Annotated in this window: 16 protein-coding genes and 1 pseudogene; 12 read left to right on the top strand and 5 right to left on the bottom strand. The window is 68.0% G+C overall.

Annotated elements, in window-relative coordinates:
- Positions 1-6 precede the first annotated feature (6 nt).
- The 6 genes from aroA (at position 7) to IPI67_18165 (ending at position 7,724) form a co-directional block, all read left to right on the top strand.
- Positions 7-1,359: a 3-phosphoshikimate 1-carboxyvinyltransferase gene (gene aroA, locus IPI67_18190; protein MBK7582122.1), complete on the top strand. Its 1,353-nt coding sequence runs from the start codon at positions 7-9 to the stop codon at positions 1,357-1,359.
- The gene (locus IPI67_18185; protein MBK7582121.1) at positions 1,356-2,066 is read left to right on the top strand and encodes a (d)CMP kinase; all 711 of its coding nucleotides are present in this window, start codon (positions 1,356-1,358) and stop codon (positions 2,064-2,066) included. The genes aroA and IPI67_18185 overlap by 4 nt, the downstream gene beginning before the upstream one ends.
- Positions 2,067-2,074: 8 nt before the next feature.
- A complete protein-coding gene (locus IPI67_18180; GenBank protein ID MBK7582120.1) occupies positions 2,075-3,007 on the top strand; it encodes a hypothetical protein in 933 nt (310 codons plus the stop codon).
- A 286-nt stretch (positions 3,008-3,293) separates the two neighbouring features.
- Positions 3,294-5,024, top strand: coding sequence for a 30S ribosomal protein S1 (locus IPI67_18175; protein MBK7582119.1), 1,731 nt, complete (start codon positions 3,294-3,296; stop codon positions 5,022-5,024).
- 382 nt (positions 5,025-5,406) lie between these two features.
- Entirely contained in the window at positions 5,407-6,702 is a 1,296-nt protein-coding gene (locus IPI67_18170) for an AI-2E family transporter (protein MBK7582118.1), read from the top strand.
- Positions 6,703-6,767: 65 nt separating this feature from the next.
- On the top strand, positions 6,768-7,724 hold the full coding sequence (locus IPI67_18165; GenBank protein ID MBK7582117.1) for a hypothetical protein: 957 nt from the start codon (positions 6,768-6,770) through the stop codon (positions 7,722-7,724).
- A 16-nt stretch (positions 7,725-7,740) separates the two neighbouring features.
- Here the strand turns inward: IPI67_18165 and IPI67_18160 are convergent.
- Positions 7,741-9,707, bottom strand: a pseudogene (locus IPI67_18160) (FHIPEP family type III secretion protein).
- An 85-nt stretch (positions 9,708-9,792) separates the two neighbouring features.
- Positions 9,793-10,896: an FIST C-terminal domain-containing protein gene (locus tag IPI67_18155; protein ID MBK7582116.1), complete on the bottom strand. Its 1,104-nt coding sequence runs from the start codon at positions 10,894-10,896 to the stop codon at positions 9,793-9,795.
- On the opposite strand from IPI67_18155, the gene IPI67_18150 reads away from it, so the two are divergent.
- From IPI67_18150 to IPI67_18140, 3 genes are all read left to right on the top strand, one after another.
- On the top strand, positions 10,895-11,059 hold the full coding sequence (locus IPI67_18150; protein ID MBK7582115.1) for a hypothetical protein: 165 nt from the start codon (positions 10,895-10,897) through the stop codon (positions 11,057-11,059). The genes IPI67_18155 and IPI67_18150 overlap by 2 nt on opposite strands.
- A gap of 17 nt (positions 11,060-11,076) precedes the next feature.
- A complete protein-coding gene (locus IPI67_18145; protein ID MBK7582114.1) occupies positions 11,077-11,826 on the top strand; it encodes a serine/threonine-protein phosphatase in 750 nt (249 codons plus the stop codon).
- 88 nt (positions 11,827-11,914) lie between these two features.
- Entirely contained in the window at positions 11,915-12,922 is a 1,008-nt protein-coding gene (locus IPI67_18140) for a D-alanine--D-alanine ligase (GenBank protein MBK7582113.1), read from the top strand.
- Here the strand turns inward: IPI67_18140 and IPI67_18135 are convergent, their stop codons facing one another.
- Positions 12,923-13,603: a hypothetical protein gene (locus IPI67_18135; GenBank protein ID MBK7582112.1), complete on the bottom strand. Its 681-nt coding sequence runs from the start codon at positions 13,601-13,603 to the stop codon at positions 12,923-12,925.
- An 83-nt stretch (positions 13,604-13,686) separates the two neighbouring features.
- Between IPI67_18135 and IPI67_18130 the strand changes: the two genes are divergently transcribed.
- Together IPI67_18130 and IPI67_18125 are read left to right on the top strand one after the other, a co-directional pair.
- Positions 13,687-15,510 carry a protein kinase gene (locus IPI67_18130; protein ID MBK7582111.1) on the top strand — a complete coding sequence of 608 codons (1,824 nt, stop codon included), beginning with the start codon at positions 13,687-13,689 and terminating at the stop codon, positions 15,508-15,510.
- On the top strand, positions 15,510-16,361 hold the full coding sequence (locus tag IPI67_18125; protein ID MBK7582110.1) for a hypothetical protein: 852 nt from the start codon (positions 15,510-15,512) through the stop codon (positions 16,359-16,361). The genes IPI67_18130 and IPI67_18125 overlap by 1 nt, the downstream gene beginning before the upstream one ends.
- A gap of 4 nt (positions 16,362-16,365) precedes the next feature.
- Here the strand turns inward: IPI67_18125 and IPI67_18120 are convergent, their stop codons facing one another.
- Complete coding sequence (locus IPI67_18120) at positions 16,366-17,610, bottom strand: VWA domain-containing protein (protein MBK7582109.1); 1,245 nt, start codon at positions 17,608-17,610, stop codon at positions 16,366-16,368.
- A gap of 39 nt (positions 17,611-17,649) precedes the next feature.
- A complete protein-coding gene (locus tag IPI67_18115) occupies positions 17,650-20,052 on the bottom strand; it encodes a fused MFS/spermidine synthase (protein ID MBK7582108.1) in 2,403 nt (800 codons plus the stop codon).
- A gap of 183 nt (positions 20,053-20,235) precedes the next feature.
- Here IPI67_18115 and IPI67_18110 point away from each other — a divergent pair, with 183 nt between their 5' ends.
- Positions 20,236-21,234, top strand: coding sequence for a hypothetical protein (locus IPI67_18110; protein MBK7582107.1), 999 nt, complete (start codon positions 20,236-20,238; stop codon positions 21,232-21,234).
- The last annotated feature ends 17 nt before the right edge of the window (positions 21,235-21,251 follow it).

Below are 21,251 nucleotides of genomic sequence, written 5' to 3'. Positions count from 1 at the left end.
ACCTAGGTGGCGCGACTGATCGTCCAACCGCTGTCGCGTCCGCTCTCTGGCAGTGTCCCCGTTCCGGCAGACAAGAGCATCAGCCATCGCGCGTTGATTCTCGCCGCGCTCGCCAGCGGTCGCTCGGAGCTGCGTGGTTTTTCCTACGGCGAGGACAACGTCGCGACCGAGCGGGCATTTTGCGCAATGGGAGTCGAGGTCGAGGACGACGCCCACGGAACGCTACGTGTGCACGGCGTCGGGCTCGATGGTCTCTCAGCGCCCAGCGCGGAGATCGACTGCGGCAACTCCGGCACGACCATGCGGCTCTTGTCCGGCGTGCTCGCGGGACAGCCGTTCGCCTCGCGTCTAGTGGGGGATGCGTCGCTGACCCGTCGGCCGATGCGGCGCATCGTCGGACCCTTGGTATCCCGCGGCGCACGCATCCGCGGAGCTCCGCAGGGTGAGGGCAGTGACGACGTCACCGCGCCGCTCGACATCGGCCCGCTCGCACCCGGCCAACGCCTCGCCCCGCTCGAGTATCAGCTGCCGGTAGCGAGCGCCCAGGTCAAGAGTGCACTCCTGCTCTCGGGGCTCTGGGCATCGGGGCCGACGCTGGTGCGCGAACCGCTCGTCTCGCGAGATCACACCGAGCGCCTGCTCAACGCGCTCGGGATCTCCGTCGAGACCGCGGGCCCGCTGGTCAAGCTTCACCCGCCGGCCGATCCGAAATCGATCCGGGCCTTCAGCGTCGACCTGACGGGAGATCTGTCGGCCGCGGCCTTCGTGCTGGTCGCCGGCCTGATGACGGAAGGCAGCGTGGTCACCACCCGCAACACGGGCATCAATCCCACGCGCGCCGGGCTGGTCGACATCGTCAAACGGCTCGGTGGGCAGCTGACGGTGATGCCTCGCGGGGAATCCATGGGTGAGCCGTTCGGGGAGCTGACGGCGCGCGGCGGCGCTCTTCGGGGCGCCAGCGTCGGCGGCGAGCTCGCGCTGCGGGCCATCGATGAAATCCCGATCTGCGCGGCGCTCGCTGCCCGTGCCACCGGGGCCACGCGCTTCTTCGACGTGTCCGAGCTGCGGGTGAAGGAGAGTGACCGCATCGCGGCCATCGTGGGTTTGCTCCAGGCGTTCGGTGTCGAGACGACCGAGCATGAAGACGGGTTTTCGGTCATCGGCCGGCCCTCGGGTCCACTCTCAGCAGCGACGGTGCAGAGCCACGGGGACCATCGCATCGCAATGACCGCGGCCGTGCTCGGGCTGATCGCGGATGGTACGACGGTGGTCGAGGACGTGGCTTGCATCGGGACCAGCTTTCCGCGTTTTGTCGGCACGCTGCGCGCGCTCGGAGCGGAGCTCGAGGTCGAGTCATGACGCACAAGCGGCCGGTAGTGGCCATCGACGGGCCGGCGGGTGCGGGCAAGACCACGGTCACCCGGCGCGTGGCCGCGCAGCTCGGCTACTTGCTCGTGGACACCGGAGCCATCTATCGCGCGGTCGCCCTGGCCGCCGAGCGCGCCGGGCTCGGCTTCGACCAAGCCGAGGCGGTCGGCGCCCTCGCACACGCCCTGGCTGATCGCGGCGCGATTGTCTTCGAGCCGGGGGCGGACGGGGGACAGCGGGTGTTGCTCGACGGGGACGACGTGTCGAGCGCAATCCGCACTCAGACCATCGCCTCGGGTGCCAGTCAGGTTTCGGCCATCCCCCGCGTGCGCGACGCACTGCTCGATATGCAGCGGCGCGCCGGGGTTTCTGGTGGCGTGGTGCTCGAAGGCCGCGACATCGGCAGCGTGGTGTTTCCCGAGGCCGAGGCGAAGTTCTTCCTCACCGCCAGCGTCGAGGTGCGGGCCGAGCGGCGGCGTGCCGAGCTTGCCGCAAAAGGGGAGCTCGCCGAGCTCGAGATCATCCAGCGCGAGGTCGCGGAGCGCGATTTGCGTGACACGACGCGTCCGGTCGCGCCATTGGTACAGGCTGCGGATGCCGTCTTGGTGGACAGCTCGCAGCTCGACATCGACCAGGTCGTGGAGCAGATCGTCGCGCACGTGCAGGAGGTCGAGCGACGGCTCCGAGAGCCAGACTGAGCGCTGCCGTGGCCGTGCTCGCCCTGGGCTCGGTTGCGTGCGCGTCGCGCGACCGGATCCCACCTCCGGCGGCGCCGGCGCCGGCATTTGCCCAACCCAGCGACGCGATCCCCGCAGATCTGGACGTGGCGCTGCGCATCGATCTGAGCCGCATCCGCGCGGTGCTCGGCGAGAGCGCGTTCGAGGTTCTGCGCCACGCGAGCAACGGGAGCGGCGCGAACGACGATCGACAGAGTGAAGCCCTGATGGCGGAGGCGCTGCAACGGGCGGACGCGGTCTGGATTGCGTTCCGTCCGGGCAAGAGCACGGCGGATATCGATAGTGTGACGATCCTGCGCGGGCACTTCGCCAAGCTCGACCCGCGAAAATTCGCCACCCGTCCGGCCTGGGGTCCGTCCAGCGATCTGGGCGGGGGCTGGCGGCGTTACGATCGCGCTCGCCCCAAAGCCCGGGGGGCACCCGCGCGGATCTACGCCCGCACCGACGAGCTCCTGGTGTTCGTCTCCACCGCGCCGCTGGACAGCGTCGAGCGGCGGCTCGAGGCCGGGGTCGCCGATCCCCACCTGGAGCCGGTCGAGAAGGGGGTCATCTCCCTCGATGCCCGGCCGCGACCGCTGGCGCGGCTGCTCGGCGATCGGTCACCGACCCTGGCCCGATTGCTCTTGCAGGCCGAGCGACTGCGGCTGACCGCGGGGCTCGAGCCGGATGGGCTCGACGCGGAGCTCGAGCTTGCGCTGGGCGGAGCCAGCGAGGCGCGGGAGGTCGCGGCCTCACTCGGAGCGCTGGCCCAGGCGGCGGCGGGCGCGCAGGGGCTCACGGCCAAGGTGCTCGAAGGCCTGCAGGTCGAGGCGGTCGCCAACCGGGTGGTCGTGCGGCTCCGGCTCCCTCCGCAGACGCTGGCGGCCGTGATCGCGTGCGCGCAGTCGGGCACTTGCGGTTGAATTCCAGGCCGCGCGCCGGGTGAGAGCGGCCGCGTGGCCGCCCCAGCGAGCACGCCCGGTCCGACGGGGCAGGGCTCCACGCGCCCGCCCGGGCAACCGAGCCCCGGCGAACGGCTCGGGTCGGAGGCCCCGAGGGCGTTCGGACTGGGAATTGTCGTTTGACGAGAACCTACCCGTGCGCTACGGGAGGCGTCCCTTCGGGCGAGGCGCATGGGTGCGGTCCATTCCGCGCTCAATAGCGAGCGACCAGAATCGCCGGAAGGCCAAGGAGGCATCGACCCGTCCCATGACCCAAACCCAAACCCCTGACACCCTTTCCGGCGACAGTTTCGCCGCACTTTTCGAGCAGGCCGCACAGAGCACCGGTGCGACCGAGATGGGCGGTGAAGGCCAAATCGTCACTGGCATCATCGTCGCCGTCAACCGCGACTCGGTCGTGGTCGACATCGGGGGAAAGAGCGAGGGCATCATCAAGGCGGACGAGTTCATCGACGCCGCCGGCCAGCTCAACATCAAGCCCGGCGATCGCGTCGATGTGTTCATCGAGAGCCGCGAGAGTGACGACGGCCTGATCTCCTTGTCCAAGGAGAAGGCCGACAAGATGAAGGTCTGGGACGAGATCTCGAGCGCCTGTGAGCGGGACGAGATCATCGAGGGCACGATCAGCCAGCGCGTGAAGGGTGGGCTCAGCGTCACCATCCGCGGCGGCGTGAAGGCCTTCTTGCCCGGCAGCCAGGTCGATCTGCGACCCATTCGCAACTTGGACAAGCTGATCGGACAGACCTACGAGTTCAAGGTCATCAAGTTCAACAAGAAGCGCGGCAATATCGTGCTCTCGCGCCGGGTGCTCCTCGAGAAGGAGCGCGACGCGATGAAGGCCAAGACCTTGGCTCACCTCGAAGAGGGCATGGTCTTGCAAGGCACCATCAAGAACCTCACCGAGTACGGCGCCTTCGTCGATCTCGGCGGTATCGACGGCCTGCTCCACATCACGGACATGTCCTGGGGCCGCGTGAATCACCCGAGCGAGGTGTTCAAGGTCGGCGACGAGGTCACCGTCAAGGTCCTCAAGTACAACGCCGAGACCGAGCGCGTCAGCCTGGGCCTGAAGCAGACCCAGGAAGACCCGTGGAACCACGCCGAAGAGGTCTACGTCATCGGCAAGCGTGTCCGCGGCAAGGTGATGAGCCTCACGGACTACGGCGCGTTCGTCGAGCTCGAGCCGGGCGTGGAAGGTCTGATCCACGTCAGCGAGATGAGCTGGACCAAGAAGGTCAAGCACCCGAGCAAGATGATGGAGATCGGGTCCGACGTGGAGTGCCAGGTGCTCGAGGTCGACTCGAAGGCCAAGCGCATCAGCCTGGGCCTGAAACAACTCGAGCCCGATCCCTGGTCTTTGTTCACCGACAAGTACAAGCCAGGCGACAAGATCACCGGCAAGGTGCGCTCGATCACCGACTACGGTGTGTTCATCGGCATCGAAGACGGTGTCGACGGCATGGTCCACAAGACCGACCTCTCCTGGACGGTCAAGATCAACAACCCCTCCGATCTCTACGGCAAGGGGGACGAGGTCGAGGCCATCATCCTCAGCATCAACCACGACGAGAAGAAGGTCTCCTTGGGCGTGAAGCAGCTGTGGGACGACCCGTGGGGCACGCTGCTCGAGAAGTACAAGCCCGGCGCCGTCGTCAACGAAGCGACGGTCCTGTCCGTGGTCGAGTACGGCGCATTCGTGCGCATCACCGAGGGCTTCGAGGCGCTGATCCCGTCCGGCGACATCGACCCGAACCTGTCGCTCAGCCCGGGCGACAAGGTGAAGGCCGAGGTCTCCAACGTGGACACGATGGATCGCCGGGTGACCCTCACCATGCGCAACGTCGGCGGCAGTCCCGCCGCGGAGCAGTTCCAGGCGCTGGCGCGTGAGAAGGCCGGCCAGGGCGCAACCCTGGGCGACGTGCTCAAGGGCAAACTCGGCGACAAACTCGCGGAGCTGACCGGCGAAAAGAAAGAGTGACGGCTCGGGCGGCCGACGAGGCGCCCGACTTTCACCGCGATGACCCGGGGCGTCCGTGATCCGACGGCGCCCCGGTCCTCTTTTTGTGAGCGCTCCCCGGGAGGGCGTGGGCCCGGGCGCTGGGCGCGCGGTGTTCCGCGCTCGGCGTTCGGCTGGCGCGCGCGACGCACGCCAGGTGTACATCGTCGGTCGCTGAGATAGAGTGCGCCGCCATGTCGGAGCGCCCTTGGGCACCCTGGCGGATGGAAGTCATCCGAGCGTCGAGCGGACCCGACGGTTCCGTGCTCTCAACCTCTCGCGAGCGTGTGCGTGGGACTCGGCTCAATGCTGACCAGCGCAGCACGCAGTCACAGCGGTTCGCGCACCGATCCGGAGGCCCGCGGTGACCGACAAGATCGTCATCGAGGAGTCGCGGCCCAGTCGCTTCGGGTGGAGTCGCTCGCGGGTGATCTTCCTGGCCATCTCAGCCGGCTTCTTGGGGTTGGCGCTGTGGTGGACCAGCGAGGTGATCCTGCCGTTCGTGATGGCGCTGATCATCGCCTACGTGCTCACGCCCGCCGTCGCGCTGTGTGAACGGATCAAGATCCCGCGCTCGCTCTCGATCATCCTCGTCTACATCGTCACACTCGGCACGCTCTACCTCTCGATCGCGGCGGTGGCACCGCGGCTCTACGAAGAGACCATGTCCCTGGCGCGCGACGTCCCGCAGATCACCGAGAAGCTGACGACCCGCTGGGCGCCACGCCTCGAAGGATTTGCCCAGGGCATCCTGGACCGGGTCGCGCCGCGGGAAGAGGCCACCCCCGAGACCGAGCAGGAACCCAAACCTGCGCTCGAGATCAAGAAGCGCGCGGACGGCTCGTTCACGGTCGAGCTGCGCTCGGGGGTCGAGATCGTGCAGGAGGACCAGAAACACTGGCGGGTCCAGCCGGCCAGCACCGAGACCCCCGACCGCTTCAGCGCGAGTCGGCTGGCGCGGGAGGCCGCAGGGCAGGCCGTCGACTACGTCAAGCGCAACGCGGTCGATCTGCTCAAGGTGGGTCAGGCCATCTTCGGCAAGGTCGCCCGCAGCATCTTCTTGTTCTTCCTGACCCTGATGGTTGCGGCCTACCTGATGCACACTCGGGAGGCCATCGTTGCGTTCTTCCGCACGCTTCCGCCGCAGCAGTCACGGGCCAGCTTCGACCGCCTGCTCCATCGCATCGATCGCGGGCTTGCGGGCGTGGTGCGCGGGCAGCTGCTGATCTGCCTGGTGAACGGGCTCCTCTCCGCGGTCGGGTTCTGGATGTTCGGGCTGAAGTACTGGCCCATCCTGGCGATCGTGGCCGCCGTCATGAGCATCATCCCGATCTTCGGGTCCATCCTCAGCACCGTGCCAGCCGTGCTCATCGGGCTGACGCAGGACTTCTTCATGGCGCTCTGGGTGCTGCTGTGGATCATCGGGATCCACCAGGTCGAGGCGAACCTGCTCAACCCGAAGATCATCGGCACCGCCGCCAAGATCCACCCGGTGTTGGTGGTGTTCTCCCTGATCGTCGGGGAGCACTTCTTCGGCCTGTGGGGCGCGCTCCTGGCCGTGCCGGCGCTGTCCTTGAGCCAGAGCCTATTCCTGCACTTCCGCTACGAGTTGATGCCGGACTCCGGTCCCGACAGCCTGCTCCCGCCCCCGCTGGCGTAGCCCCGAAAGGGTGCGGCCGGGGGGCTGACTTGCCTCGAGGCCCACGTCGGCGCTAAGAGCCGCCGGTGGCGAAAGAAGCGCGAAAGCTACGCCGTGCGGCGACCAAGAAGGACGACGACGGCACGAAGAAGCCGCTGCTGAACGAGCCGATGAAGGCCAAGCAGGTCGAGGTACCGGATCCGCTACGCGGAGATGCGTTCAAGAAGCTGCTGATGCGTCTGGCCATCCCCTTGGTGGCGGTCTGGATGGTCGGCGTCTTCGTATCGACCTTCACCCACACCACCACCGGTCGCAGCCTCGCGCTGGGTCTGCCGGCGCTGGCCACGGCGCTGCTTCTGGGCGTGGTTTTTTGGGCGATAAAACAGGCCAGGAAGGCGCAGAGCGTCGCGGGGATCCTGAACAAGGTCGAGACGGCCGAGGATCGCAGGGCGGCTCTCGGTCAGCTCGAGACGGCGTTCAAGAAGAAGGACCCGGCGGCGATCTTCGCGCGGGCGCAGCTCGAGCTGCAAGAGGATCCCAAGAAGGCCTTGGTGACCCTGCAGACGATCGATCTCGGCAAGGTCCAAGCCAGCGTTGCCGACGAAGCGCGGACGCAGCGGGCGATGATCCACCTGTTGCTCGGCGAGGTCAGCGAGGCGCGTCCGCTCGCGGACGGCATCGAGGTGAGCCGGCATCAAGACGCGAAGTCTCGGGCGATGATGACGGCCGTCATCGGCGAAGCCTGGGCCCGGAGCGGTCAGGCAAAAAAGGCGGTGGACACCCTCGGCCTGATCGATCCGGAAGATCCGGAGTACGTGGATCTGAGAGCGCAGCTGTACCGCGCCCACGCGTATGCCTTCGCCCACAGCAACGACATGAAGGGCATGAAGCGCTCGGTGCGCCGCCTGGCGGAGCTCGACATGCGACTGCTCGGAGGTTTCTTGGGCAAGCGGGCGCACCCCTTGCTGCAAAAAGAGGCCAAGCGGGTGCTCGAGCAGAGCGGCCAGATGCCGCGCAAGATGGTCGTTCAGCGGCGCATGTGAGCGGGCACGGGCGCGCTCAGGCGCCGGCGAGGCTGGCCTTGCCCTGCGGGCGCAGGGCGATCTCCGGCAAGAGCTCAGCGTACGACACCACGCGCACGTCCGGCAGATCGACCTCGATCAGCTTGCGGACGAAGCGGCGAACGTCGGGTTGGGTGAGCACGACGGCGGGTGGGGTCTCGCTGGCCTCGCGCGCGCGCCGGATGGCGCGGACCACGTCGCGCGCTGCAGCCGGTGCAAGGGTCAAGAAGCTGCCGGCGGCGGTACGCGAGACAGCGCCGCGGATGGTGTCCTCGATCATCGTGTCGAGCAGCAGGACCTCGAGCTCTCCGCTGCCACGCGTGAGCTGATGCGTGAGGCGCGGCGCATCTGGGAGCGCACGAACTCCGCCAGGTTCAAGGCGTCCTTTTCTGCCGCGGCCACCTGCGCCAGGGACTCGAGCACCAGGCGCAGATCGCGGACGCTGACCCGCTCTTCGACCAGGCGCCGGAGCACGTCCGCCAGGAGCGCGACCGAGACGGGCTTCGGCACGATTTGCCGCACCGTGGCCGGAGCCACGAGCTCGAGCTGATCCAGCAGGCTCTGGGTCTCGGCGATGCCCAAGAAATCCGCCGCCCGCTGGCGCAAGATCGAGAGGGTCTCCTCCACGACGTAGGCCGCGACGTCTCCGTCGGCGAGCTCCGCCGGTAGCACGATGGCTTTCGCCGGGACCTCTTGCAGGCTCAGGACGAGGGTGCGCTCGGGCAGGGTCTCTTCCACCGCCACTCGTCCCGGAGGCAGTGGCACTCCGAGCTCCCGAAAGAGCACCTCTTGTACGGCGGACGCCGCAGCGCGGATGCCCGCCCGCCGGAGCTCACCGCCGCGTGTGTCGTCGTCGACCAGCGGCTCCAGATCGCTGCTGAGATCGAGGGACCATGGCACCACCACGGGCACGAAGCGCGGGCCAGCCTCGCCCTCTTCGCTGCGGCGAACTGGCTCGTTCACGCTGGCCTCGCCCAGGGGTGGGCGGCGTGTCCCCGAGCGCGACGCGATGAACAAGAGCACGCCGATCACCAAGAATGGCAGCGCGGGCAGGCCCGGCACGGCGGCGAGCAACAACACGAACACACTGGCCACCCGCAGCGCCCGCGGCGCGCCGAAGATCTGCGAGGCGAGCTCCTGACCGAGCGGTGTGTCGGGCTCTTCGCTGGCGACCCGGGTCACCAAGATGCCGGCACCCGTCGCCAGGACCAACGCCGGGATCTGCGTGACCAGGCCGTCGCCGATGGTCAGGAGCCCGTAGCGCTTGATGGCCCCGACCAGCGGCATGTCTTTCTGGCCGACGCCAATGGCGATGCCGCCGAGGACGTTGATCAAGGTGATCAGGAACGACGCGATGACGTCGCCCTTCACGAACTTCATCGCGCCATCCATCGCGCCGTAAAACTGGCTCTCGCGCGAGAGCGTGCGCCGGCGGCGACGGGCCTCGTTGCCGTCGATGGAGCCGGAGCGGAGCTCGGCGTCGATGGCCATCTGTTTGCCGGGCATGGCATCCAGCGTGAATCGAGCGCCGACCTCGGCCACGCGCTCGGAGCCCTTGGCGATCACCACGAACTGGATGATCGACAGGATCAGGAAAATGACGGCCCCTACCACGTAGTTGCCGCGCACGACGAAGGTGCCGAACGCGCGGATCACCTCGCCGGCGTCGGCTTGCAAGAGAATCAGCCGCGTCGACGAGACGTTGAGCGCCAACCGGACCAGGGTGGTGATCAGGAGCAGGGTGGGGAACGCCGCGATCTTGAGGGCGTCGCTCACGTACAACGTGACCAGGAGGATGGCGACGCTGGTGGCGAGGTTCGATGCGATGAGCAGATCGAGCAGCCAGGTCGGGAGTGGCACGATCATCAGACCGACGACCGCCATGACCAGGGCGGCCAGCACGATGTCGGCCATGGAAAAGCGCTTTTTCGTCGCGCCGAGGCGCAGAGCTGTCGGAGTCGCCATGGTCGCGGGTAACCCTCCCGCCGCGAATCAGATCACGATCGGCGAGGAAGCGGAAGGGCCTGCACGGCGGCCGCGAGACAGGAGCTCAGCTTGGCGCGGAGAACAGGGCCACGACACCGGTGTAGAGCTGCAAACAGGCGCGCCCAGCGTAGGGCGCGACCTCGAACGACGACGCGAGGCCGGCGAACGGCATGTTGGTAAAACGCGCACGCAGGATCTTCGAGTCGACGTCCCCCGCGCCATACAGCGAGCTGCCTCGGCCCGCACAGTTGACGAAGATGCCGAAGCGCGGCGCCGCCCCGGCAGCGTGGCGTGCCGCGTCTCTCGCGGCGGACTCGAGGTCCGAGCGCGCCTGACCCGGGTCACGCACGCCGAAGGCGATCCGCCCGCCCTCCCGGACCTCGTCCGAAATCAACAGGCCGCGCCGAGCCGGATCCACGCCCTGCACCGCCCGAACCAGGAGCTCCGGGCGGCCATCGCCGGCCTCCGCGTCAGCCAGCACGGCGAAGACCAGCGGCTGTCCGGCCAAGGCCTCGCCCACCGCGCTGAGCACGTCGAGGGCGGGCTCCGAACCGATGCGCGTGACCAGCGCACCGCGCGTTTCGGTGATGGTCGCGAGCGGCATGAGCAGCCGACACGCAGGTGAGGTGCGGACCACTGGAGGAGAGAGCCCCCGGAGCAGCATCACGCCGGCGCGCCCGGCGCGCACCTCGCCGGCGGCGTCGACCACGACGGGATCCACGGCGAGGGTGCCGGCGCCGAGGATGTGCCTCGTGACGCGCGCGTCCCAGAGGGGCTCGAAGCTGCCCGGAGACACACCCTCGGGGCGCAGAAACATCAACGCGGTCGGAGCGCTCTTGGCGCTCCGATCCGACAGCGCACGTCCCAGGCCCTCGCCGGCTTCGTCAGCGGAGCTGGCTTGCACGGTGAACACCTCGGTGCGACCGCCGGTCCACACGAGCCCCGCCGCCGCCGGCTCGCCTTCGACCTCACCCCGCTCCGTGAGCACACCCGAGCCGGAGGCGATGAGGAGCGGAACGCCGGGGGCGACGGCGGCCAGCTCCCGGCCCAGCTCGGGTGCCTGCTCGGCTAGGCTGCCGCTGGTGAAGACCAGCGCGCCCGCCGGACGGGAGACCCTGGCGAGCGCCGTGGCGACCTCGCGCGCGACGCGGGAGGGGCTTCGGGTCATGACCACGAAGCTCACCGCGCCCGGCATTGGGCGCAGCTTATTTAACGGCAGAGCAGGCCGCAAGGGGCGGCCGTCGGGGGAAATTGCCGACGCTCGGCGCCCCGAGCGCATTGCTCGTGCTTTCGTCGCGGCGCGGGTTCCGCTAAACGTCGAGAAGCAGTGATGGGCGCCGCGGACCAGCTGAAAGTCACCTCGTACGGAGCGACCGATCTCGGGCGTCGCCGACAGGTGAACGAGGACGCCTATCTGTGTGACGACGAGCTTGGCCTGTGGGTCGTGGCGGACGGCATGGGCGGCCACGCGGCGGGCGAGGTCGCGAGCCAGGAGGCCGTGGACACCGTGTTCGGCATGGTGAAGCGCGGCAAACGCACGCTCGACCTCGGCGGCGATTTCAGTGAGGAGAAAGCGCGCGCTGCGGCGCGACTGCTGGAGGGCGCAGTCCAGGCGGCGACCTACATGGTGTTTGCGATGGCGGAGCTCGACACCAACAAGGCCGGCATGGGCACCACGCTGAGCACGATGATGGCGATCGGAGACTTCGGCGTGCTGGCTCAGGTCGGGGACAGCCGGATCTATCGCGTGCGTGGCGGCGAGGCAGCGCAACTCACGGAAGATCACACACTTATCGCGTGGCAGCTCAAGCAAGGGTTGATCACCGCCGAAGAGGCCAAACACAGCCGTCATCGCAACGTGATCACCCGGGCGGTGGGCAATCGGGACTACGTGCAGGTCGACACACACTGCGTAGAGCTGGAGCTGGGTGACCAATTCCTGCTCTGCAGTGATGGTCTGCACGGGTACCTGCGCACCAACGAAATCCCCGAGGTTGCGGCGCTTGGCGGTGAAGCGTGTGTGAAACGCTTCATCGAGATGGCGAACGCTCGCGGGGGTCGCGACAACATCACCGCCGTGCTCGTCGAAGTTTGCTGACCTCGAGCCGGCGGAAGCAAACCGCAAACGGCCGCGTTAATTTGGCCGGATGCCCCGACCTCCGATAGCGACAGTGGCAGGAGTAGCCATGCATATGCGGCGGATTGGGGTCGTCATGGGCGGAACGTCTGCCGAGCGAGAGGTCTCCCTGCGCACGGGCGCAGCGGTTGCTCGAGCACTGGAAGCAGACGGCAGAACGGTAATCAGTGTGGAGTTGGGCGAGGGGATCGACACCGTCGATGCCATCCGCCGCGCCAAGCCCGACCTGGTGTTTTTGGCCCTGCATGGGCGCCTCGGTGAGGACGGCTGCATCCAGGGCCTGCTCGAGGTCCTGGGTATCCCGTACACGGGGTCCGGCGTGCTGGCGAGTGCGCTGGCGATGGACAAACAGAAGAGCAAGGAGCTGTTCCGACTGCACAACGTGCCGACCCCGCCGTACTACGTGTTCGACGCGGAGAATCTCGCCGACGTCGAGGAGCTCCACGGTTCTTTTGGTTTCCCGGTGGTGGTCAAGCCGCGGCGCGAGGGCTCGAGCTTCGGCATCACGAAGGCAAGCGACGTATCGCAGCTGGCCCGAGCCATCGAGGACGCACGCCGTTACGACGCGGGGGTCCTGGTCGAGCGTTACATCGCCGGGCGCGAGGTGTCCGTGGGACTGCTCAACGGCCGTGTGCTCGGAGCCATCGAGATCGCGCCCAAGAGCGGCATGTACGACCATCACGCGAAGTACACCCCCGGCATGACGGAGTACTTCATGCCCGCGCGCATCCCTCCCACACGCTATCGCGGGGTGCTGAATCTCGCGGAGCGCGCGGCGCAGGCGCTGGATACTTCGGGCGCCGTGCGGGTCGACCTGCTCGTGACCGAAGGTCAGAACGAATACGTGCTCGAGGTGAACACGCTGCCGGGCATGACGCCCACCAGCCTGTTGCCAAAAATTGCCGCCGAGGCGGGATACTCCTTCGCCGACCTGTGCGAGGCCATCCTGGAGCGGGCGACGCTGGGCGTGGGCACGGCCGCCACCCGCGACGCGCCGGGTGCGGGGCAAGCTCCAGCGGACACCGCCGTCACGGGTCAGCTGGCGGTCGCCGTCTGATCACTCGCCGGCGGCAGTGGGGTGCGCCGCACAGCGGTCGCGCACCCCGCGGTTGTGGTCGTCGATCATGCCCTTGATGACCTCGGGTTCGTCTTCGGGGGGCGTGAAGACGTAACGTTTCTGATCCGCGCGGGCGCGCTCGCCCGCGTTCGGGCTGACGACGATGCCGGCGATGCCAAGGCCAAACCCGGCAGCAATGAGCAGGCTGCCGCCCGCGATGCGCCCGCCGTTGATCTTCTGCTCCTCGCCGACCGTGCCATCCGAGGCCGTCTTCTTCTGGGTGTCGAACGAGGTCGCGAACAGGTACGACCCGATGCCGAGTGCGATCAGACCGGCGGCACCAAGACCCCCAGCCAGGAGCTGCTTCTGGTCGTGACGTTCGACCCCAGCCCGATGACGATCGATGATCGGGGAGCTTCCGAGGCGCTCCGCGAGGCCTGGGATCTTCTCCGGATGGGCTGCGCCTACCTCGTACGCACCGAACCCGTCCGTGCGGGGCTTGCTGCTCCGGCCGCTCTCGGTGACCTCCTGGCTCTGGGTCGGGGCGAGCACGAGCCAGTGGCTGGATTCACACGGGTTACGGGCACTTCCGCTCGGCGTGGATAGCTCTCCGGGCAGCCGGCTGACCGTGGACGCGCAGCCGAAGACCGGGATCAAGAGCGCTGCCCACAGCCGTCGCATTCGCCCACCGGGTTATCACGCCCCTTCGTGATTGTCAGGCTGTGACTTGGGTTCGCCACCCCGAAGCGGTACCATGCCTTGTCTTGAGTAGCGCCCCTGAACCGGGACGGGTGGTCGGCCGTTACGTGCTCTACGACGAGATTGCGTCGGGGGGCATGGCGACGATCCACCTCGGGCGCATGCTCGGGCAAGTGGGCTTTGCCCGGACCGTGGCCATCAAGCGGCTGCACCCGCACTTTGCCAAGGACCCGGAATTCGTCGCGATGTTCATCGACGAGGCCCGGCTCGCGGCGGGGATCCAGCATCCGAACGTCGTGTCGACGCTCGATGTCGTGGCGGTCGAGGGCGACCTGTTCCTGGTCATGGAATACGTCGAGGGCGACTCGCTCTCCCACCTCGTCCGGCAGGTCAAGTCCCAGCGTGAGCGCATCCCGCCAGCGGTGGTGAGCGCCATCGTGAGCAACGTGCTGTATGGGCTGCACGCCGCCCACGTCGCGCGCGATGACCGCGGCGCCGCCCTGAACATCGTGCATCGGGACATCTCGCCGCAGAACGTGCTGGTCGGGGTCGACGGCGTGGCGCGAGTCGTGGACTTCGGCGTTGCCAAGGCGTCCCGCCGGATCATGGAGACCGAGGCGGGGCGGATCAAGGGCAAGTTCCGCTACATGGCGCCGGAGCAGATCAGAGCGGATCAGTTCGACCATCGGGTGGACATCTTCGCCGCCGGCATCGTGCTCTGGGAGGCGTTGACGAGTCGTGCGTTGTTCCACGCCGAGGAACCGATGCGGGTGATGTCGATGGTGCTCGACCACCCGATCGCGCTGCCGTCCTCCATCGTGCCAGAGCTCTCCGCCGCAGTGGACGCGGTGGTGATGAAGGCGCTCGAACGCGCGCCGGAAGCCCGCTACCAGAGTGCTCGCGAGCTGGCGATCGACCTGGAAAATGCCCTGCCGCCTGCGGTTCCTCGGGTGGTTGGCGAGTGGGTGGAGTCCCTGGTCGGGGAAGTCCTCAGAACCCGTGCCGCCCGACTCATCGAGCTCGGCAGCGAGTCCGGTGCCGCGGCCCCGACGCTCAGCGATTCGAGCATCGCCGTGTCGATTGCAGCGGATGTGCAGCACGCTGCGGACTCGGCAGCCGCCCGCGCCCGCGTCCCGCAGGCCTCTCAGGCCGACGTGCTCCAGAGCGCGCCGGCGCACCCGGTCGTCGACGTGCCACCGGCGCCGACGTTTCTTCCGACACCGTTCGCGCAGCCGGCCCAGGTGTCGTCATCGCCATTCACGGCAGAGCCGCCGGTCACACCGTCGTCGCCCTATCAGAGCCCGCTTCAAGGGCCGCCGAGCCATACGCCGGCGCCTGGGTTCGCGCCCGTTGCTCCGGGCATGCCGGGGGGCCCTCCGGTCGAGCCGAGCTCTCAGATCTCAGAGGTCTCGACCGCCGCCTGGGACACAGAGGCACAGCGTTCCCTCTTGCCTGCGCCACAGATGCGACAGGTCAAGGTCGCGCTGGCCTCGATCGCAGCATCGCTGTTCTTGTTTCTGGTCGTGCTGCTGGTGTTTCTGCGGGTGCGCAGCGGGCGCGACGAGGCGCCTGACGTGCAGGGCCTGAGCCCCGCGAACGCCGCCACACCCGCGGTCGGGCCCAAAGCCACAGCGCCGCCCACGCCGCCTGCGGCGACGCCCGCGCCGGCTGAGAGCGCGCCCGCACCACCGCCTGTGGCCGAGCCCTCAGCCGAGCCGGAGAAACCGAAGAAGCCCGAACCGGTGGCGGAGAAGGAGCCGGTCGCTCCCAAACCCACGAAACCCAGCGTCAACCCCGTCCCCAAACTGCCCGCGGCACCGGCGAACGACTGCAATCCGCCGTGGGTGATCGAGAACGGCATCAAGAAGTTCAAGCGGCATTGCATCTAATGAAGTCCCTTCACACCGTCCTCTGTTTTCTGCTCTTGGCTGCTGGCTCGACCCTCGCGCAGCCGGCGCGCGCCGAGGGCAAGGCCCCGACCAAGACCGAGTGCCTCGACTCTTACGAACACGCGCAGGCGTCGCAGAAGGACGGCAAGCTCAAATCGGCGAAGGCAGACTTCGAGACCTGCGCCAACGCCGCTTGCCCGAAGCTCGTGCGCGTCGAGTGCGAGGCGCAGCTCCCCAAGATCGCCGCGGCGTTTGCCTCGGTGAAGGTGAGCGTGCTCGACGCCGGCAAGGCTGCGAGCGGTGGCAGCGTGACGTTGGATGGGGCGGCGTTCGAGCTCGCCGCGGGTGCCGTCGAGCTCGAGCCCGGGACACACGTGTTCAAGGCCGAGCTGTCCGATGGTCGCAACGTCGAGCGGCGAATCGAACTCAAGGAAGGGCAGCGCGACACCGAGGTTGTCCTCGACGTGCCCGCCAAGGCGGGGCTCGACACATCGGCCCAATCCGAACCCGAGGCGGCGCCGACGAACAAGAACGCGGTGAAGCCCGCGGTCTGGGTCCTGGGTGGGGTCGCGGTCGTGGGCCTGATCGGCTTCGTGGGTTTTGGACTCTCCGGCAAGGGCAAACAGAGCGATCTGGATGCGTGCAAGCCGGATTGTTCGAAGGGTGACGTCGACTCGATGCGACAGAGCTATTTGTTTGCGGACGTCTCGCTCGGGGTCGCGCTGGTCGCCGGCGGCGTCGGCGCGTACCTGTACGTTCAGGGCAAAAAGAAGGGCCAGGAACAAGCGATCTGGGTGCGCACGTTGCCCCAGCGACGGGGCATGGGAGCCTCGGTCGGCGCGAGCTTCTGAGCGCTCACGGGCACACGGTCTTGGTCGTGATCGGAGTGAAGAGTCCGTTCTGAGCGACTTGTTGGCACAGCGCGGGGCAGAGGACCGCGTTGCCCCCGTACTCGAACCAGCCCTGCGGCTGGCACGCCGAGGGGCTCGACACCTTGGTGAACGGGAGGGCGCCTCCCGAGAGCGTGTACGCGCCGCCGGACGCTGGGGGGGTGAACCGGCACGAAGTCGCGGCCTCGAGGAGTGCGGCCGCAATCGAGCTCGCGGTGGTCACCGACGTTGCCGACTGTGTGCCGCCGGCGTCCGCGAACGCGTCGAGGTAGGCCTTCGTGGAGCCGGGCAGCCCGATGAAATGGGTCGCGACGGCGGGCCAGGCGGAGCTCAAGATCCCTTGGAGCAACGTGTCCGATGAGCTGCAACCGCCGCCGGTCGTCGTTGCGGTCACATCGGTGATGAACACCAAGTCGAACTGGGTCGCCGGCTTGCCTGTCAGGTAGCCTTTGCCTGCGCTGGTGCCACCGTTGAACGCGCCCTCGAGCGCGGTGGTGCCGGTGGGGGTCGTGGAGTTCAACGCATTCGTGACCGCAGCGCTCAACCCTGGCAGCACACCAAATCCCACCGCGGGAGTGCCGTATCCACCACCCGCGCAGGTTCCGCCAGGTTCCGTCGGGAAGAACTGCAGCCCAAACTGGACGTTCGCGGACTTGGAAGCCAGCGTGAAGTTGTGGACAGCGCTGCTGGCCCCGCTCCAGTTCGCGCCGCTCATGCTCGCGGAGCGGTCCAGCATCACATACATCGCGCGGTCGAGCGGTACGGCGGTCGCTTGGACTGGCGTGCAGGTCGTGCCGCCGGTTCCCCCACCACCGGTTGGACTGCCGCCGCCACCGGTTGGACTGCCGCCACCACCGGTTGGACTGCCGCCGCCACCGGTTGGACTGCCGCCACCACCGGTTGGACTGCCGCCGCCACCGGTTGGACTGCCGCCGCCACCGGTCGGACTGCCGCCGCCGCCGGTTGGACTGCCGCCGCCGCCGGTTGGACTGCCGCCGCCGCCGGTTGGACTGCCACCACCGCTCGTCGAAGCGCCGGTTCCTGCGCTACCGCCCGTCGAAGCACCACCACTGCCGCTGGCGCCCCCGGACGCGCCCGCGTCGCTGCCGGACCCGCCGAGGAACTCGTCGTCGCTGGGTGCGAGCACCGAACAACCGGCGAGCAGCAGCGTTGTCGCTGCGAGCGCTCCGCCTCGGAACCGCGTCGCCATGATCCGAGAGGCTAGCACGGATCCGCCGCGTTCAGCCCGTCACGGCACGAGCATGGCCGCGACCTCTGCTGGATCTCGATAGCGCCGGAGGGTTGCAACGAGCTCCTCGCGGCTCGACCACGGCAGCACGTTACCGCGAGGGGTTGCGTACTCGAGGTACAGGCTGTCGTCGGAAGAGATCATCTTCTCGAGGGGCACCCCGCTCGCGCGGGCCGTGTCGTCGATGAATCGACGCAGCCCGCGGTCGGTGACCAGCACGTCGTCGAGCAGGGTCGCCAGGTCGCGATTGTTGGGAATGGTCGCGTGGATCCGCGGGTCGGCGGCGAGAGCAGTCAGGTGCGCCCGCGATGCCACGAGAGGACGCTCGGAGGCGACCAGGATGCCCTGGCCGCCGCCGTAGAACAGCGTGACGTGCTCGAACTCGTCCGCCAGCGTGTGCAGGATGGTCGCGAAATCTCGCTGGCTCATGTGGTGGAGCTGGACCCACTGTTGAAACACTCCGCCGGGCTCGAGCCTCGAGTGCACGAGCTGATAGAACTCACGACTGTAGAGGTTCGACGCGCCGGCAAACCACACACTCGACAGCTCCATGCTGATCAAGCTGTAGCGTTGGGTCGCGAGCAGCAAGAAGTTGCGACCGTCCGCCAGGTGCAGAGCGACGCGCGGGTCGTCGAGCGAGTTGTAGTTGATGCTGCCGAAGTACTTCTTGGCGGCCACGCTGATGGCCGGCGAGATCTCGACCATGTCGATGTGCTGCCAGGGATAGGCGGCAATCGTGCCGAGCGTCGTGCCGGTGCCCAGCCCGATGACCAGCGCCTGGCGTTGTGCCGTCACGAACAGCGACGGGTAGTGCGCGAAGAATCGCTGCGCGTGCAGCTCCCAGCCGTTGTTGCCCTGAAACTTGCCGTTGGTGTAGAGCGTGAGCACGTCGCCGCGCCGGGCGACCGTCGTCACTCCGCCGTGCACGTCCTCCTCCATCATCAACAGCTCGTCGGGCACTTCATCGGAGTCGAAGTACACGTTCGAACCGCTCGTCAGACGGCCCAGATCCCAGCGCGGCGCGAGCAGACCAAAGGCCGCAGCCACGGCCGCGCCGGCGATCGCGAAGCTCTTCACCGCGGGCGAGGTCGCCAGCGCCGTCGCCACGCCGAGGGCGGCAAAGACGAGCGCGCTCGCGATCAGCACCCGCTGTGAGCCGAGCGCGGGCAACACCAGATAACCGGTGACGAGTGAGCCGGTGACGGCACCCATGGTGTTGATGGCGGTGAGCCGACCCACGAGGCGACCCACTGCTGCGAAGCGCGCCACCCGCGCCAGCAAGAGCGGGAAGGTGAGCCCCATCAGCACAGTGGGCAGGCACAGCACTGCGAAGGCGACCAGCGCGCGCATGGCCTCGCGACCCTCGAAAGACGAGATGTGTTCGCCAGTCCCCTTGAAGATCAGCGGCAGCCTATCCCAGAGTGGCAGCGTTGCCGCCAGCAGCACTCCGGTGAGGACCAGGCTCGCGGGCAGGGCGAGAGCACCGCGGCGCTTGAGCAGCGCCGGGGCGCGGGAAGCGCCAACGAACAGGCAGCTCAGGAACACGGCAAGGATGAGCCCGAACGCGTAAGCGCTGTTGCCGATGACGAGCGCCAACAGATGAGTGAACACGACCTCGGCGGAGAACACGAGGTAACCCGAAGCGAAGGCCAGCAGGGTGAGCAGCCCCAGCTCGCGGGAGCTCGGATCGGCCTCTGCTAAGGCGTTTTCGCCCGTTTCGGACTCCGGCGCGGATGCCGCGTCCGAGCGCAGCGGGGCCAGCGAGCTCGAGCGCCTGCCCAGCAGAATGGCAAGTACGCCGATGCCGGCACTGAGGGCCGCGGCCACGCCGACGGTGCGGGTGAGGCCCAGCGCCGGGAGCACGAAGTACGCCGCCAGGACCGCGCCCAGTGCTCCACCCAGAGTGTTCGCCGCGTACAGAAAACCGAGGCGGCGCGCACGCTCGCTGGCTTCAGCGTGGGATTGCGCCGCGCCCTCCCCGAGGGCCCGGGCGAGGAATGGCAGGGTCGCGCCCATGGCAGTCGTGGGAACGATCACCACGAGCATGGCCAGGCACCAGCGTGCACCACTCAGCACGACCAACGAGCCGGGGGCTGCCTGAGCCACCTTCACGTAGAGCGGGGTGAGAGAGTGGAACGCAAACGGCGCGATGGCCACGGAAAGGGCGACCGCCAGCTCCAGCACGCCGTAGGCGATCAACGGATTCTTGATGCGCGTCGACAGCTTGCCGCCGAAGTGCGCGCCGATCGCCAATCCGGCCATGAAAGCCGCGAGCACCGCGCTCACAGCGTGCGCCGTCGAGCCAACGATGTACGTCAGGTACTTGGAGAAACACAGCTGATCGATCAGCCCGGTGGCGCCCGAGACCACGAAGAGCAGGACCGGCACCCAGAACGGTGTCACGACGGGCGGCACGCTCGCGCGCGACAGACCTGAATCGGTGGCGGTGGACGCAGTGCTCTTCACGGCGGGCGCAACATAGCGGAGCCTCGCCGCGAGTCACTCCGGATTTTCTGGGAATTGGGTGCACAAATCGCGGTTCCGCTTTCCCTGCGGCCGCGTAAGTGGGAAAGAGTCGGTTGACCCATGCAGTCCCCGGCAACCGGTGTTGCTCCCGCCGAGCAGTCGTTGGCTCGGGCCATCGACCGCCACAAGAAGGCGCCGCTGGCGCTGACCACCGAGCCGCGAGGGCTCGGGCCCTATCGCGGGTACGGTGAGGTCCTCGCGGCGTTGGGTGAGCTCGGCCGAGGCGGCGCGGAGATCACGCTGATCGGCAAGAGCGTGAAGGACGAGCCGATCTTCGCCGCCCTGGTCGGTCCCGCCGACGCCCGGCGCACGAGCGCGATCGTCAGCGGCGTGCATCCGATGGAGTGGATCGGGTTCGAGACCCACCTGACGTTGCTCGAGCGCCTGGTCGAGCGCCCGCCGACGGATCGCCGGGTGATCTCCGTGCTGGTCGCGAACCCCGATGGCGTGATCTCCGTCGAGAACAACTTGCGCCGGACTCGTCGGCGGTTCGTGCGCCACAACGCCCGGGGCGTCGATCTGAACCGAAATTTCCCGAGCTTCTGGGGCAAGACGAGCCTCGCTCGCCTGATGCTCAAGCCGATCTTCTCCGCCGGCGACGGCCCTGCGAGTGAGCCCGAGGTCCGGGCGATCGTCAGCTGTTTCAAGGGCAAGATGGTCGACCGCGCGCTCTCTCTCCACAGCTTTGGTGGCGCGGTGCTGTATCCATGGGGCGGACAGGTACGGCCGGCGCTCGATCGCACCGAGCTGCGTCGCTGGGCGCGACAGGTCGCGCGCCGCTCGGATCCACACCGCCCGTATCGCGCGGTGCAGTCGTCGCACTGGGTGCCGGGGTTCACCGCACCGGGCATGGAGCTCGATTGGTTCTACGACGTGCACGGCGCACTCAGCCTGCTGGTCGAGTGTTCGCGGGGTGGTCTCGGCCTGCCCGGGTTTTCGCCCGGGAAGTGGCTCGAGCCCTTCGCCTGGTTCAACCCGACCGACCCAGCCAAGGTTGCTCCGCACGTGGCCCAAGCCGTCGAGCGTTTTGTGCGCGGCGCCGCACGCCCGAGCGACTGATTTTGCGGCGCGGGCAG

The sequence above is a fragment of the Myxococcales bacterium genome (assembly GCA_016706225.1).
Taxonomy (GTDB): Bacteria; Myxococcota_A; Polyangia; order Polyangiales; family Polyangiaceae; genus JADJKB01.
The sequence above is the reverse complement of the archived record's forward strand: the minus strand, read 5'-3'. Positions and strand labels throughout refer to the sequence as shown.

What these genes read in the sequence shown, in the direction of transcription:
- IPI67_18185 (MBK7582121.1), top strand. Translation starts at nt 1,356, where the DNA reads ATGACGCACAAGCGGCCGGTAGTGGCCATCGACGGGCCGGCGGGTGCG.
- IPI67_18175 (MBK7582119.1), top strand. Translation starts at nt 3,294, where the DNA reads ATGACCCAAACCCAAACCCCTGACACCCTTTCCGGCGACAGTTTCGCC.
- IPI67_18150 (MBK7582115.1), top strand. Translation starts at nt 10,895, where the DNA reads ATGACCACGAAGCTCACCGCGCCCGGCATTGGGCGCAGCTTATTTAAC.
- IPI67_18155 (MBK7582116.1), bottom strand. Translation starts at nt 10,896, where the DNA reads ATGACCCGAAGCCCCTCCCGCGTCGCGCGCGAGGTCGCCACGGCGCTC.
- IPI67_18140 (MBK7582113.1), top strand. Translation starts at nt 11,915, where the DNA reads ATGCATATGCGGCGGATTGGGGTCGTCATGGGCGGAACGTCTGCCGAG.
- IPI67_18135 (MBK7582112.1), bottom strand. Translation starts at nt 13,603, where the DNA reads ATGCGACGGCTGTGGGCAGCGCTCTTGATCCCGGTCTTCGGCTGCGCG.
- IPI67_18125 (MBK7582110.1), top strand. Translation starts at nt 15,510, where the DNA reads ATGAAGTCCCTTCACACCGTCCTCTGTTTTCTGCTCTTGGCTGCTGGC.
- IPI67_18120 (MBK7582109.1), bottom strand. Translation starts at nt 17,610, where the DNA reads ATGGCGACGCGGTTCCGAGGCGGAGCGCTCGCAGCGACAACGCTGCTG.
- IPI67_18110 (MBK7582107.1), top strand. Translation starts at nt 20,236, where the DNA reads ATGCAGTCCCCGGCAACCGGTGTTGCTCCCGCCGAGCAGTCGTTGGCT.